The sequence below is a fragment of the Streptomyces fildesensis genome, from assembly GCF_016107395.1.
Taxonomy (GTDB): Bacteria; Actinomycetota; Actinomycetes; order Streptomycetales; family Streptomycetaceae; genus Actinacidiphila; species Actinacidiphila fildesensis.
On record NZ_JAAIKO010000002.1, the window covers coordinates 400781 to 413837 of the forward strand.

15 protein-coding genes are annotated in these 13057 nt (G+C 72.5%); 9 read left to right on the top strand and 6 right to left on the bottom strand.

Annotated features, from left to right (window positions below):
- The first annotated feature begins 74 nt into the window (after positions 1-74).
- Positions 75-1463: a hypothetical protein gene (locus C6N31_RS05540; protein WP_187144826.1), complete on the top strand. Its 1389-nt coding sequence runs from the start codon at positions 75-77 to the stop codon at positions 1461-1463.
- 85 nt (positions 1464-1548) lie between these two features.
- Here C6N31_RS05540 and ypfJ read toward each other — a convergent pair whose 3' ends face one another.
- Positions 1549-2466: a KPN_02809 family neutral zinc metallopeptidase gene (ypfJ, locus tag C6N31_RS05545; protein ID WP_138355004.1), complete on the bottom strand. Its 918-nt coding sequence runs from the start codon at positions 2464-2466 to the stop codon at positions 1549-1551.
- A gap of 346 nt (positions 2467-2812) precedes the next feature.
- Between ypfJ and C6N31_RS05550 the strand changes: the two genes are divergently transcribed.
- The 3 genes from C6N31_RS05550 (at position 2813) to C6N31_RS05560 (ending at position 5936) form a co-directional block, all read left to right on the top strand.
- Positions 2813-4411: an ABC-F family ATP-binding cassette domain-containing protein gene (locus tag C6N31_RS05550; protein WP_138355003.1), complete on the top strand. Its 1599-nt coding sequence runs from the start codon at positions 2813-2815 to the stop codon at positions 4409-4411.
- Between the two features lie 392 nt (positions 4412-4803).
- A complete protein-coding gene (locus C6N31_RS05555) occupies positions 4804-5028 on the top strand; it encodes a helix-turn-helix domain-containing protein (protein ID WP_187144825.1) in 225 nt (74 codons plus the stop codon).
- 116 nt (positions 5029-5144) lie between these two features.
- The gene (locus C6N31_RS05560; protein WP_138355002.1) at positions 5145-5936 is read left to right on the top strand and encodes an enoyl-CoA hydratase/isomerase family protein; all 792 of its coding nucleotides are present in this window, start codon (positions 5145-5147) and stop codon (positions 5934-5936) included.
- Positions 5937-5976: 40 nt separating this feature from the next.
- Here C6N31_RS05560 and C6N31_RS05565 read toward each other — a convergent pair whose 3' ends face one another.
- Positions 5977-6759 (bottom strand): hypothetical protein, encoded by a 783-nt coding sequence (locus C6N31_RS05565; RefSeq protein ID WP_198357183.1) that lies wholly within the window; start codon positions 6757-6759, stop codon positions 5977-5979.
- 136 nt (positions 6760-6895) lie between these two features.
- Here C6N31_RS05565 and C6N31_RS05570 point away from each other — a divergent pair, with 136 nt between their 5' ends.
- From C6N31_RS05570 to amaP, 5 genes are all read left to right on the top strand, one after another.
- Entirely contained in the window at positions 6896-7411 is a 516-nt protein-coding gene (locus C6N31_RS05570; protein WP_138355000.1) for an Asp23/Gls24 family envelope stress response protein, read from the top strand.
- A gap of 73 nt (positions 7412-7484) precedes the next feature.
- Positions 7485-7667, top strand: a complete 183-nt coding sequence (locus C6N31_RS05575) for a hypothetical protein (RefSeq protein WP_138354999.1) — start codon at positions 7485-7487, stop codon at positions 7665-7667.
- A complete protein-coding gene (locus C6N31_RS05580; protein ID WP_138354998.1) occupies positions 7667-8038 on the top strand; it encodes an Asp23/Gls24 family envelope stress response protein in 372 nt (123 codons plus the stop codon). The genes C6N31_RS05575 and C6N31_RS05580 overlap by 1 nt, the downstream gene beginning before the upstream one ends.
- The gene (locus C6N31_RS05585) at positions 8035-8709 is read left to right on the top strand and encodes a DUF6286 domain-containing protein (RefSeq protein WP_138354997.1); all 675 of its coding nucleotides are present in this window, start codon (positions 8035-8037) and stop codon (positions 8707-8709) included. Before C6N31_RS05580 ends, C6N31_RS05585 begins: the two co-directional genes overlap by 4 nt.
- 7 nt (positions 8710-8716) lie before the next feature.
- Complete coding sequence (amaP, locus tag C6N31_RS05590) at positions 8717-9313, top strand: alkaline shock response membrane anchor protein AmaP (RefSeq protein ID WP_138354996.1); 597 nt, start codon at positions 8717-8719, stop codon at positions 9311-9313.
- A gap of 36 nt (positions 9314-9349) precedes the next feature.
- Here amaP and C6N31_RS05595 read toward each other — a convergent pair whose 3' ends face one another.
- Genes C6N31_RS05595 through C6N31_RS05610 form a run of 4 tightly spaced genes read right to left on the bottom strand, consistent with a single transcriptional unit; the run spans position 9350 to position 13053 of the window.
- A complete protein-coding gene (locus tag C6N31_RS05595; protein ID WP_138354995.1) occupies positions 9350-10111 on the bottom strand; it encodes an SDR family oxidoreductase in 762 nt (253 codons plus the stop codon).
- A gap of 4 nt (positions 10112-10115) precedes the next feature.
- Positions 10116-11924 carry a glycoside hydrolase family 15 protein gene (locus C6N31_RS05600; RefSeq protein ID WP_307811242.1) on the bottom strand — a complete coding sequence of 603 codons (1809 nt, stop codon included), beginning with the start codon at positions 11922-11924 and terminating at the stop codon, positions 10116-10118.
- Between the two features lie 28 nt (positions 11925-11952).
- Positions 11953-12744, bottom strand: a complete 792-nt coding sequence (locus tag C6N31_RS05605; protein WP_164299148.1) for an SURF1 family cytochrome oxidase biogenesis protein — start codon at positions 12742-12744, stop codon at positions 11953-11955.
- A 57-nt stretch (positions 12745-12801) separates the two neighbouring features.
- Positions 12802-13053 (bottom strand): metallothionein, encoded by a 252-nt coding sequence (locus C6N31_RS05610; RefSeq protein ID WP_138354992.1) that lies wholly within the window; start codon positions 13051-13053, stop codon positions 12802-12804.
- Between the last annotated feature and the right edge of the window lie 4 nt (positions 13054-13057).

Consider the following 13057-nt stretch of genomic DNA (forward strand, 5'->3'; position numbering starts at 1 on the left):
CGGGAGCGCAGCGTGAGGGGCGCCGCCCCGGAGCGCGTTTGGGATTCTGGGGCCTCACCCGGGACACTGCTCCAGTGACGTCCCGTACTTCGCGAGACACGCCGCTCCGCCTTGTCCCCCGACGACCCTCCCTGGCCTTCGCGGTGGGGGGCTCCGCCGCCCGCCCCACGGCGACAGCGCGGCGCTCCCGCCCGCCGCGGCCGCCCGAGGGCACCCCCGCGCTGTCCGAGCTCGCCCGCCAGGCGCGCGCCGAACTCGCCGACACGGTCCGCCTCGCGCGGTGGGCCGAAGCGGGACCCGGTACCGCAGGTCCGACCGGGATACTTCCGGACGCCGACGTCCAGCAGGCAGCCGCCGCGCTGGAGTTGACGGAACGGCAGATCCGGTCCGGTTGGGACCGGGCCCGGCTCGCGGGCCTGATCGAACTCCATCAGGGCGCCGCCCGCCCCGGCTGGCGGCTGCGCGCCTGGGACCGCGACAACACCGCGGTGCTGCGCGGCTGGGTCGCGCTCTTCGACGCCTGGTCCCTCGCGCATCCGCCCGGCGACCCCGCCGAGGCGGATCCCTCGCTGGTGGCCGAGGTCATCGAGGCAACCCCTCAGCTGCTGTCCTTCCTGCACCTCTCCTCGGGCCCGGTACCGGTCGACACCCTGCTGGACCTGCTGCGCCAGCGGGTCGCGGAGCTGCGGACCGAACGGCACGAGCCGCCCGCCGACGGCGCCCACGACCCGCTGCCCGCGCTCCTGAACTGGGTGCTCGACGCGGTCGCCGGGGTCGGGGCGCTGTATCCGCGCGACGCCTGCTCCGACACCCAGGAGGCCGCGCTCACCCCGCTCGGCAACTGGGCGGTCTGGGTCAAGCTGGAACAGATCTGTGTGGCCGCCCAGGGCCCGGCCGGCCATATCGAGCAGTCCGCGGAGAAGATGCTGCGCGCCTGCGCTCGGCTCTCCCCGGGCCCGGCCCGCGCCGAGTACCGCGCCTGGCTCGCCGCCCGGCCCGTCGGCCTGGCCGTCGCCGAACTGCTGGAGACCGCCCGAGGTGAGGACGCGCTGCTGCGCGGTCTGGCCTTCGAGGCGCTCCGGGTGGTCGGCGCGCCCGCCGAGCCCGCCGTCCGCGCCTCCTCCGAGGAGCCGACGCTGCGCCCGTACGCGCTGCTGTGGCTGGCCGAGCAGGACGGCGGTGACCCGGAGGCCGTCGCGGGGCTGCTGACCCGCGAGGAGACCGCCTGGCTGTGGGTGGACACCGCCGCGGCCGTCGCCGACCACGGCGAGGGGCAGCTGCTGGTCAGCCATCTCGACGCGGCGGTGGAGGGCTCGGTGCGGTCGCTCCTGGTGGAGATCCGCGGCGCGGGGCACCCCCGTACTGTCCAGGTGCTCGTGGCGCTGGCCGCCGCGCACCCGGACCCCGCGGTCGCCAAGGCCGTCCGCCGGGCCGCCTTCCAGGTGCACACCGGCGGCGCCTGACCGCTCGGGCACCGGGACGACGACGATCGGCGACGGCCCGGCGGGAACACCCGCCGGGCCGTCGCCGTCCCTCCCTGCTGAGGGGCTATCCGAACGTGTCGCAGCGCGCCGGGTCACCGGTCTGCAGACCGGTGGTGAACCACTGCTGGCGCTGCGCCGACGAGCCGTGCGTCCAGTTGTCCGGGGTCACCCGACCCTGCGCGCGGGACTGGATCGCGTCGTCGCCGACCGCGGCCGCCGCGTCCAGGCCGCGGGCGATGTCGTCCGCCGTCACGGCGGTGATCAGCGGTCTGCCGGTGGCCGGGTTGATGGTCATGGTGGCGTTCTTCGACCACAGGCCCGCGTAGCAGTCCGCCTGCAGCTCGACCCGTACCGACTTGCTGGTGGCCCCGGTGCGCCCGTCCTGGGCGGCGCGCAGCGTCCCCAGCAGGTTCTGCACATGGTGCCCGTACTCGTGGGCGACGACGTAGCTCTCCGCGAACGGCCCGCCCTCGGCGCCGAACTGGCTCTGCAGCGTGGCGAAGAAGTTCAGGTCGATGTAGACCTTGCGGTCGACGGGGCAGTAGAACGGCCCGGTCCGCGGATCGGCGACGCCGCAGCCGGTGCGCATCGGCCGGTCGAAGAAGACGGTCGGCGCCGGCTGATAGGTGCCGCCACGCTGCCGGAACTCGTTCGTCCAGTACGCCTGGACGCTGTTGACCACCGCGACGATCCGGCACTGCCCCTGGGTGTTGGCGTCCCGGCCGGTCGCGCAGGTCTGCGCCAGATCGGCGGCCGCGCCGGTGCGCGGCGCGGTGTCCGTGGCGCTGCCGGACAGGCCCATCTGGTTGGGGCTGATGCCCAGGACGATCCCGATCACGACCACGATCAGGCCGACGATGCCGCCGCCGACCACCTTGCCGCTGGGAGCGCCACCACCGAACGGTCCGCCGCCGGACGAGCCGCCACCGCGCTGGTCCTGCACCTGTGACGTGTCCAGTTTCGCGTTGTCGTCGAACTGCATACGACGAGTATGGGTGATTTGCCCCACCCCGGCGCCCCAGGACCGAACGGGCGAAGCCCGCCCCGGCCCGCCCGTGTCGCCCGGCCGCCCTCCCGCGTGGTCCCCAGGGGCTCCGCGGTCGTCGTCGCCCAGCCGTGCGCGGATCCGCACACGGCCTGGACGGGTCAGCTGATCGCGGTCGACGGCCTCGGGCGCATAGCACCTCATCGCACTCCCCTGGGCAACAACCGGCTTGCCACACCCCGGTAGACTGGCTTGTATGGCAGTCCCTCTCGTTCATTAGCCGGCGGCGTACGACCTCCCCCGCGCCCCTTTCTGTCGTTCGCCATGCCCTGGAGCTTTTCCCGTGATTACTGCCACTGGCCTCGAGCTGCGTGCTGGAGCCCGCATTCTCATCGAGTCCGCTTCCTTCCGTATCGCCAAGGGCGACCGCATCGGCCTCGTCGGCCGCAACGGCGCCGGCAAGACCACCCTCACCAAGGTCCTCGCCGGTGAGGGCCAGCCCGCCGGCGGCACCGTGACCCGGTCCGGCGAGGTCGGCTACCTCCCGCAGGACCCGCGCACCGGCGACCTGGAGACCCTCGCCCGCGACCGCATCCTCTCCGCCCGCGACCTGGACTCCGTCCTGCGCAAGATGCGGGAGAACGAGGAGCGGATGGCGAACGGCAAGGGCGCCACCCGCGAGAAGGCGATGCGGAAGTACTCCAACCTGGAGACCGAGTTCCTCACCAAGGGCGGCTACGCGGCCGAGGCCGAGGCGTCCACCATCGCCGCCGCCCTCGGACTGCCCGACCGGGTGCTCGGCCAGCCGCTGTCCACCCTGTCCGGCGGCCAGCGCCGCCGGGTGGAGCTGGCCCGGATCCTGTTCTCCGACGCCGACACCCTGCTGCTCGACGAGCCGACGAACCACCTGGACGCGGACTCCATCGTCTGGCTGCGCGACTACCTCAAGACGTACCGCGGCGGGTTCATCGTGATCTCCCACGACATCCAGCTCGTGGAGACGGTCGTCAACAAGGTCTTCTACCTGGACGCCAACCGCACCCAGATCGACGTCTACAACATGGGCTGGAAGCTCTACCAGGCCCAGCGCGAGGCCGACGAGAAGCGCCGCAAGCGCGAGCGCAGCAACGCCGAGAAGAAGGCCGCGTCGCTCAACTCGCAGGCCGACAAGATGCGCGCCAAGGCCACCAAGACGGTCGCCGCGCAGAACATGGCCAAGCGCGCGGACCGGCTGCTGGCGGGCCTCGACGCCGTCCGCGTCTCGGACAAGGTCGCCAAACTCCGCTTCCCGGACCCCGCGCCCTGCGGCAAGACCCCGCTGATGGCGACCGGGCTGTCCAAGTCGTACGGCTCGCTGGAGATCTTCACCGACGTCGACCTGGCCATCGACCGCGGCTCCCGGGTCGTCATCCTCGGCCTCAACGGCGCCGGCAAGACCACGCTGCTGCGCCTGCTGGCGGGCGTCGAGACGCCCGACACCGGGAAGGTCGAGCCGGGCCACGGCCTCAAGCTCGGCTACTACGCCCAGGAGCACGAGACCCTGGACCCGGAGCGCACGGTCCTGGAGAACATGCGCTCGGCCGCCCCGGACACCGACCTGGTCGAGATCCGCAAGATCCTCGGCTCGTTCCTGTTCTCCGGCGACGACGTCAACAAGCCGGCCGGCGTCCTGTCGGGCGGTGAGAAGACCCGGCTGGCGCTCGCCTCGCTGGTGGTCTCCAGCGCCAACGTGCTGCTGCTCGACGAGCCCACCAACAACCTCGACCCGGCCAGCCGCGAGGAGATCCTCGGCGCGCTGCACACCTTCAGTGGCGCCGTCGTCCTGGTGACGCACGACGAGGGCGCGGTGCACGCACTGGCCCCCGAGAAGATCATCCTGCTGCCCGATGGTGTTGAGGACCTGTGGGGCGAGGACTACGCGGATCTGGTCTCGCTGGCCTGACCGCCGCGCCGCCCCGACCCGCCGGCCCGTCCGGCCGACCCGCCTGATCACTTGGCAGTGGATCATTCGGCCTACGGGTGATCCATCATCTGTGTGAGACGAGCTCATACCGCGCCACCCGGTGGCGCGGTATGACCGCCGCCCTGAGTCGATCAGTGGCGTGACGTCGGGAAACTCCTTACCGACCATGGATGACCTGCCGCTTTTCGCGGCGCCCGGACAACTGTCCGGAAAGCGCCGGACGAAATCGGGGATCTTCGTGCGCCACCCGGCCGCCGGAAAAAGGTCTCCGGTTCAAATGTTGTCGTACGGACCTTGCCGAATGGGTGGCCAGGAAGGCGCCTAGGGGTGATCATGAGAGTCCAGAGCGCACTTCCCTAGAGGAGGCACGGGTGGCCGAGACTCTGAAGAAGGGCAGCCGGGTAACCGGCGCCGCGCGCGAGAAGCTCGCGGCAGACCTGAAGAAGAAGTACGACTCCGGTGCGAGCATCCGGGCGTTGGCCGAAGAAACCGGCCGCTCCTATGGATTCGTGCACCGGATGCTCAGCGAGTCCGGCGTGACCTTGCGCGGTCGCGGCGGTGCAACACGAGGTAAGTCGAAGGCCGCTACGGCCTGACGGGCAGGGCATCTCCCGCGACCCGGATTCCCCAGCGTGCCCACCCGGTCGACGACTGTGTCGACCCAGTGGTTACTCTTCGGTAATCAATTCCGCGGTTCGCTCGGAGGTGCCCGATGCCCGACCCCACCGTGCTGCTCGAGCGTGACGGAGTGCGGCTCACCGCCGACGACTCCGTCGCGACCGTCACACTGTGCAATCCGGCCAAACGCAATGCCCAGTCGCCCGCCCTGTGGCGGGCCCTGGTCGAAGCAGGCCGGCTCCTGCCGGGCAGCGTGCGCGTTGTCGTGCTCCGCGGCGAAGGCCAGTCCTTCTCCGCGGGGCTCGACCGGCAGGCCTTCACGCCCGAGGGCTTCGACGGCGAGCCGTCGTTCATCGACCTCGCGCGCGGTTCCGACAAGAAGCTCGACGCGACGATCGCCGAGTACCAGGACGCGTTCACCTGGTGGCGGCGCAGCGACATCGTGACCATCGCCGCCGTACAGGGCCATGCGATCGGTGCGGGCTTCCAGCTCGCTCTCGCCTGCGATCTGCGGGTGTGCGCGGACGACGCGCAGTTCGCCATGCGCGAGACCAGCCTCGGACTGGTGCCCGACCTCGGTGGCACCAAGCCGCTGGTCGACCTCGTCGGCTATGCGCGGGCCCTGGAGATCTGCGCCACCGGGCGGTTCGTGCACGGGTCGGAGGCCGAGCGCCTCGGCCTCGCCAACCTGGTCGTCCCGGTCGCCGAACTCGACGCCACGGTCCAGGACCTCGCCGGGGCGCTGCTCGCCGCGCCCCGGGACGCCGTCATCGAGACCAAGGCCCTGCTGCAGGGTGCCGCCGCTCGTTCGTACGAGGAGCAGCGCCCCGCCGAGCGCGCCGCCCAGGGCCGCCGGCTGCGCGACCTCGCCGGCGTCGGCGAGTAACTCCGTCCGGCAACTCCGTCCGGTCGATGTCCGGTCGTGGTCACCCGATGGCGGTGACCACGACCGCCGTCGTCACAGGGCCCGGGGAACCGGGCTCGGCGGCCTCGGTGACCGCCACGGCCACCGCGCGGGCCACGTCCAGCGCGCGGTGGCCGGGCATGACCGCGATCTGCACCCGGACCTCCCGGGCCGGCGGATCGCCGCCGTCGGCCGTGCGGATCCCGGACGCGAAGCCGCCGAGCCGTGACGTCACCCGGGCGACACCCGGCACCAGGAGCGCCGCGGCGACCACCCCGTTGCCGGCGGGCGGCGGCCCGGTCTCCGTCAGATCCTGGCCCGTCGCACCGGCCGGGCCCTCGACGGCGGCCACCGGAGCAGGTCCGGCCTGGGGATCGATCAGGCCCGTGACGTCGAGGTCCACCGAGGTGACGGCCAGCCCCAGCAGATCGTGGGCCGCACTCCACAGCGCGGTCCGCAACTGATCCGCGGTGGCGGGCAGCGGCCGGTCGATGGCGGCCTCGAAGGCCGCGGCCACGCACAGCGGGCCGTACGGCACCGCACTCGGCGGTACGAGCGGCAGATTATTCGCATCCGTCGCCGGCTCCGTCGTCGGTTCTGCTTCCTGACGCGGCACCCGGACCGGCTCCGGGCCGATCCGCAGCGCGCCGACCCGCACGCCGGTGAGCCCGTTCACCGCCCCGCGCAGCGCGTCGGCCGCCGCGTTCTCGGTGATCCAGACACCGTCTCCCGCCCTGCCGAGCGGCAGCACGCGCCCGAACGCGATCTGCTCCCGTACCGCACGGGCCAAACGGTCCACAGCCACCGGTCTCCGCCTCCTTCGCCGCGCGCCACCCGAACGGCGGCCCGCTCCACGCTTCCTGACCGCATCTCCACGGCACGGCAGGGCATGCGCACATAGTGTGGTGCATGGAGCAGCCCAGACGAAGGGACGACTCGCCATGACCGAGGCGGCACAGCGCAACCTGTCCGAGCCGGAGGGCCCCGATTCCGTGGGCGAAGGCAGGACATTGGAGAAGGGCACGAGCGGGGGTGCCGGGACGCCCGGCCGGCGGGCGCCGCTGGGCGACCCCGCGACCCGCGGCCGGACCACCATCGCGGACGGAGTGGTCGAGAAGATCGCCGGGCTGGCGGCCCGTGATGTGCTGGGTGTGCACGCGATGGGCAGCGGCTTCGCCCGCACCTTCGGCGCCGTGCGTGACCGGGTGCCCGGCAGCAAGTCCGTCACCCGTGGGGTGAAGGCGGAGGTCGGCGAGGTGCAGACCGCGCTCGACCTGGACATCGTCGTCGAGTACGGGGTGTCCATCGTCGAGGTGGCCCGCGCGGTGCGGGAGAACGTGATCGCCGCGGTCGAGCGGATGACCGGTCTCGAGGTCGTCGAGGTCAATGTCGCGGTCGGCGACGTGAAGCTGCCGGACGAGGACGACGAGGACGACCGGGAGCAGAGGGTCCAGTGACGACCGGGTGGACGGGTGGGACGGCGGCCGGCGGTGCCGGCGACAGCGGTGAGGCGAGGACGGTGAGCGGACGATGAGAATGTCGCTGGTCGGACTGATCGTGGGCATGGCGCTCGGATTCGCCGGGTACTTCGGCGGGTTCGGCGCGTTCCTGCTGGTGGCCGCGCTCGGCGCGGTCGGGTTCGTGGCCGGGAAGTTCGTGGACGGCGATCTGGAGCCCGGAGAGTTCTTCCGCAGCCGCGACCGGCGGCGGTGATGGCCGCTGCGGCCCCGGTCACCCTGCCGGCCGCGGAGCGGGGCGCGCTCAGGATCGCGGACCGGGTGGTGGCGAAGATCGCCGCGCGGGCCGCGTCCGAGGTGCTCGCGGACATCCCGGAGTCCGGGCTCGTGCCGCCGGACCGTACGCCGCACGCGTCGGTCTCGGTGCGCAAGGAGACCGCCCGGGTGCGGTTGTCGGTGGAACTGGGCTATCCGGGTGACCTCGGTGCGGTCTGCGGCTCGGTGCGCCGCCATGTCGCGGACCGGGTGACGTCACTGACGGGTATGGAGGTACCTGAGGTCGCCGTCGAGATCGAGCGGCTGCACTCCGCGACGGCGCGGCAACAGAGCGAGGGGAGGGTGCGGTGACCGGGACCGGTGCGGAACCCGAACCCGAGGGCACGACACGGCAGCTGCCGGTCGTCGGGCCCTACGAACCGGACGAGCCCGACGGATCCGGCGGGTCCGCCGCCGAGCGCCCCGCCGAACCGCCGGCCGGCCGCGCGGGCCGGTTCTGGTCGGAGCGCCGGGTACCGTCGGCGCTGACCGCGCTGGTGGTGCTGGGGGCCGCCGGGATCCTGCTCTACGACATCGCCGCGGTCCGCACCGACCGCGCCGCGATGAGCTGGCGGCCACGGCTGGCCCGTGAACTGGCCACCCGGCCGCTGGACAACGTGCTCGTCATCACCGCCGCCGCGGCCGCCGTGGTGATCGGTCTGTGGCTGATCGTCCTGGCCGTCACCCCCGGCCTGCGCGACATCCTGCCGATGCGGCGCAGTGTCACCGGGGTGCGCGCGGGGCTGGACCGGCACGCCGCCGAACTCACGCTGCGCGACCGGGCGATGGAGGTCTCCGGCGTGCACACCGTCCGGGTCCGCGTCGGCCGCCGCCATGTCACCGCCCGCGCCGCGTCCCACTTCCGTGACCTGGACGAAGTACGGGCCGACCTGGACGCCGCCCTGGCCGAGGGCGTCGTCCAACTCGGGCTGGCCCGCCCGCCCAGCCTGGGCGTCCACGTCCAGCGCGCCCAGAAGGGCTGATCCGCCGATGCGCAGTTCCCTCAACCGGACCCTGCTGGCACTGACCGGCCTGCTCCTGCTGATCGCCGGCCTCGCGGTGCTGGTCGGCAGCCTGGACCTGCAGCGCCGCTGGGGATTCACCCTGCCGGGCTGGTGGCCGTTCGACGGCCCCGGGGACGTGCTCCTCACGGCCCGCGACCGCACCCGCTACCGCGGCGACGGCTGGTGGTGGCCCACCGTCCTGGCCGTCCTGGGCGTGCTGGTGCTGACGGCCCTGTGGTGGTTCCTGGCCCAGTTCCGCAGCCACCGGCTGCGCCAGCTGCGCATCGACAGCCGCGACGGCCAGGACGCCGTGCTGCGCGGCCGGGCCCTGGAGGACATCCTGGTCACCGAGACCGAGGCACTGGACGGTGTGGACCGGGCCGGCGCCGTCCTGACCGGCAAGCGCTCCGCGCCCCGCGCGCGCCTCACCCTCGCCCTGGCGCCGCACGCGGCCCCGGACACCGTCGTCTCCCGGCTGGACACCGAGATCCTGCAACGGGCGGGCGGCTCGGCGGGACTCGACCACCTCCCGGCCGAGGCGCGGCTGCGCGCCGTCAAGCACCGCGCCAGCCGCGTCAACTGACCGGCGTCCCAGGCGCCGTACGCAGCACGCCGTACGTCAGAAGCCGTGCCGGGCGCCGCCGTCGACCGGGAGCATGATGCCCGTCAGATACGAGGCGGCGGGGGAGAGCAGGAAGGCCGCGGCGCGGCCGAACTCCTCCGGGGTCCCGTAGCGGCCCAGCGGGATGGTGGCGCTGTGCCGGGCGCGGGAGGCCGCCGCGTCGCCGCTGAGGGCGTCGAGTTCCGCCACCCGCTCGGTGTCGATCCGGGAGGGCAGCAGGCCCACGACGCGGATGCCGCGCGGGCCCAGTTCATCGGCGAGGTTCTTGGCGAAGCCGGCCAGCCCGGGCCGCAGCCCGTTGGAGACCGCCAGGCCGGGGATCGGCTCGTACACCGACCCGGAGAGCACGAAGCCGATCACGCCGCCCTCGCCGAGCGCCGCCGCGGCGGCCCGGGCGAGCCGTACCGCACCGAGGAAGACCGTCTCGAACGCGTCCCGCCACTGGTCGTCCGTGATGGTCTCGGAGAGGCCGACGGCCGGGCCGCCGACGCTGATCAGTACGCCGTCCAGCCGTCCGAACTCCTCGCGGGCGGCGCCGATGAGCCGGTCGGGGGTGTCCGCGCCGGAGTTGTCGGCGGCCATCCCGATCGTGTTCCCCGGGCCGCCCAGCGCGGCGGCCGCCGCGTCCGCCGACTCCTGCGAGCGCCCGGAGACGACCAGCTTCGCACCGTCGGCCGCCAGCTCACGGGCGGCCGCCATGCCCAGCCCGCGGGTGGCGCCGGTGACGACGTACACCCGGTCCTTCAGTCCCAGATCCATGCGCTCATGCTCCCTTACGGACTCCGGACAGGCTCAGTGCGGTGTTGACGAGCCCGATGTGGCTGAAGGCCTGCGGGAAGTTGCCGAGCTGGCGGCGGGAGACCGGGTCCCACTCCTCGGCGAGCAGCCCGACGTCGTTGCGCAGACTCAGCAGGTGCCCGAACAGCTCGCGGGCCTCCCGCTCGCGGCCGGTCGTGTGCAGGGCGTCGGCCAGCCAGAACGAGCAGGCCAGGAAGGCGCCCTCGTCGCCCGGCAGGCCGTCCACGGCCTTCTCGTCGAGGGTGTAGCGGCGGACGAGGCCGCCGTGGTTCAGCTCCCTGCGCACCGCGTCGACCGTGCCGATCACCCGCGGATCGGAGGGCGGCAGGAAGCCGACCTGGGGGATGAGCAGCGTCGCCGCGTCGAGCTGGGTGGAGCCGTAGAACTGGGTGAACGTGCTGCGCTCGTTGTCGTAGCCGCGCTTGCACACCTCCAGGTGCACCTGGTCGCGCATGGCCCGCCAGCCGGCCAGGTCGCCGCCGCGCTTCGGCTGCGCCTCCAGGGTGCGGACCGCGCGGTCCGCGGCGACCCACGCCATCACCTTGGAGTGCACGAAGTGCCGGCGCGGCCCGCGGACCTCCCACAGGCCCTCGTCCGGCTCGCGCCAGTTGGACTCCAGGAAGTCCATCAGGGCGCGCTGCAGGCTCCAGGCGTGCTTGTCGTCGGAGAGTCCGCTGTTCCGGGCCAGGTGGAGAGAGTCGAGCACCTCGCCGTAGACGTCGAGCTGCAGCTGCCCGGCCGCCGCGTTGCCGATCCGGACCGGGGCGGACGTCTCGTACCCCTTCAGCCACGGCACCTCGTACTCGGGCAGCCGCCGCTCACCGGAGATCCCGTACATGATCTGCAGGTCGGCGGGGTCTCCGGCGACCGCGCGCAGCAGCCAGTCCCGCCACTTCGCGGCCTCCTGGAGATAGCCGCTGGAGACCATCGCGTTGAGTGTCAGGGTGGCGTCGCGGAGCCAGCAGAAGCGGTAGTCCCAGTTGCGCACCCCGCCGATCTCCTCCGGCAGCGAGGTGGTGACGGCCGCGGCGATACCGCCGGTCGGCGCGTACGTCAGTGCCTTGAGGGTGATGAGGGAGCGCAGCACGGCCTCCCGCCAGGGGCCGTCGTAGGTGCACTGCGCCGACCACTTCTCCCAGTCCTCGATGGCGTGGGGCAGCGCATCGTACGGGTCGACCCGGCGCGGCCGGGTCTCGTGCGACGGGTGCCAGGTGAGGACGAAGGCGACGCTCTCGCCCGCCGAGACGGAGAAGTCGGCGTAGGTGCAGAAGTCCTTGCCGTACATCGGCACCTGCGGCGGATAGCTGCGCAGCCAGACCGAGTCGGGCCCCGCGACGGCGATGCGGTGGCCCTCGGCGCGCCGCATCCAGGGCACGATGCTGCCGTAGTCGAAGCGCAGCCGCAGCTCGCTGCGCATCTGCACGGTGCCGGAGACGCCCTCAACGATCCGCATGACATCGGGGGCGCGGTCGCGCTGCGGCATGAAGTCGATGACCTTGACGATGCCGGTGGCGGTCTCCCAGAACGTCTCCAGCACCAGGGTGTCGCCGCGGTACGCCCGCCGGGTGCACTGGTCCGCGCCGGCCGGGGCGATCCGCCACTGGCCGTTCTCCTCGTCCCCGAGCAGCGCCGCGAAGCACGCGGCGGAGTCGAAGCGCGGCAGGCACAGCCAGTCGATGGAGCCGTCCTTGCCGACCAGCGCCGCGGTCTGCAGATCACCGATGAGCGCGTAGTCCTCGATCAGTCCTGGCACGGGGCCGCCTTTCGTCCACACTCCTGCTCGTAGCGTGCCGGGGACGCCGTTACACCGCGACCGGAACGCTCTTCTGTGACTCCTGCCCGGAGACCCGCTCCTTGCGCTCGCGGCGCACCAGGATGACCCAGCCGACCGGGACCATCGCCGAGAACAGCCACCACTGGATCGCGTACGCCATGTGCGGGCCGATGCTGGAGTCGTCCGGCTCGGGGATCAGTTCGGGCTGGGCGCCGGAGGGCTTGGGGGAGGTGGTGGCCAGCTCCAGATAGCCGCCGAGCAACTGCCGCGGGCCGGTCTTCGCCAGGTCGGTGGAGTTGATGAGCATGATCATGCGGTCCGGCAGCCCGCTCTTGTTCCTGATCCCGGTGCTGGAACTCGTCTCGTCGGGGCGCAGCCGCCCGGTGACGGTGATCTCGCCGGACTCGGCGGCCGGGATCTTCGGCAGTGCGGTGAGCCCGCCGTCGGCGTCGATCCAGCCGCGGTTCACCAGGATCGCCCGGCCGTCGTCCAGCACCAGCGGGGTGATGACGTGGTACCCGTTCTTCTGCCCGTCGGCCGCGGTGCGCTGGCGGGCGACGACCTCGTGCGCGGTGTCGTAGTGACCGGTCGCGCTCACCGACCGGTACAGGTCCTTGCGGGGTACGGCCTTGCCGGGCGCGGCCAGCCGCTCGACCGGGACGGCGGCGGCCTTGACGTTCTGACTGATCAGGTGGTTGTTGGCCACCCGGTGCTCGTGACGGTGCAGCTGCCAGTAGCCCAGCTTGATCATCGTGGGAATCATGACCAGGCCGAGCAGCGTGAGGATCACCCACTGGCGGGAGAGCAGAAAGCGGTACACCCCACGACCGTACTCGGTCGTGGGGCGCCCTCCGGTAGGGGGTCGGTGGGGGACGGATCAGGAGATCGGGACGGAGCCGACACGGTCGACGAGGCCGTGCACGCCCTCGGCCTTGGCACAGTGCGCACTGCAGTACCAGCGGCCGTCGGCCTCGACGCCGTGGCCGACGACCTGCACCCGGCAGTGCTCACAGATGGGCGCCATACGGTGGATGGCGCATTCGAAGCTGTCGAAGACGTGCACCGCACCTTGGGCGTGCACCTCGAAGCTCATGACGTAGTCGTTTCCGCACACTTCACATCGGGCCATGGGG

Bases quoted from the DNA above. Each gene is read 5' to 3' on its own strand.
- ypfJ (WP_138355004.1), bottom strand. From the start codon at position 2,466: ATGCAGTTCGACGACAACGCGAAACTGGACACGTCACAGGTGCAGGAC.
- C6N31_RS05560 (WP_138355002.1), top strand. From the start codon at position 5,145: ATGCCCGACCCCACCGTGCTGCTCGAGCGTGACGGAGTGCGGCTCACC.
- C6N31_RS05570 (WP_138355000.1), top strand. From the start codon at position 6,896: ATGACCGAGGCGGCACAGCGCAACCTGTCCGAGCCGGAGGGCCCCGAT.
- C6N31_RS05575 (WP_138354999.1), top strand. From the start codon at position 7,485: ATGAGAATGTCGCTGGTCGGACTGATCGTGGGCATGGCGCTCGGATTC.
- C6N31_RS05580 (WP_138354998.1), top strand. From the start codon at position 7,667: ATGGCCGCTGCGGCCCCGGTCACCCTGCCGGCCGCGGAGCGGGGCGCG.
- amaP (WP_138354996.1), top strand. From the start codon at position 8,717: ATGCGCAGTTCCCTCAACCGGACCCTGCTGGCACTGACCGGCCTGCTC.
- C6N31_RS05595 (WP_138354995.1), bottom strand. From the start codon at position 10,111: ATGGATCTGGGACTGAAGGACCGGGTGTACGTCGTCACCGGCGCCACC.
- C6N31_RS05610 (WP_138354992.1), bottom strand. From the start codon at position 13,053: ATGGCCCGATGTGAAGTGTGCGGAAACGACTACGTCATGAGCTTCGAG.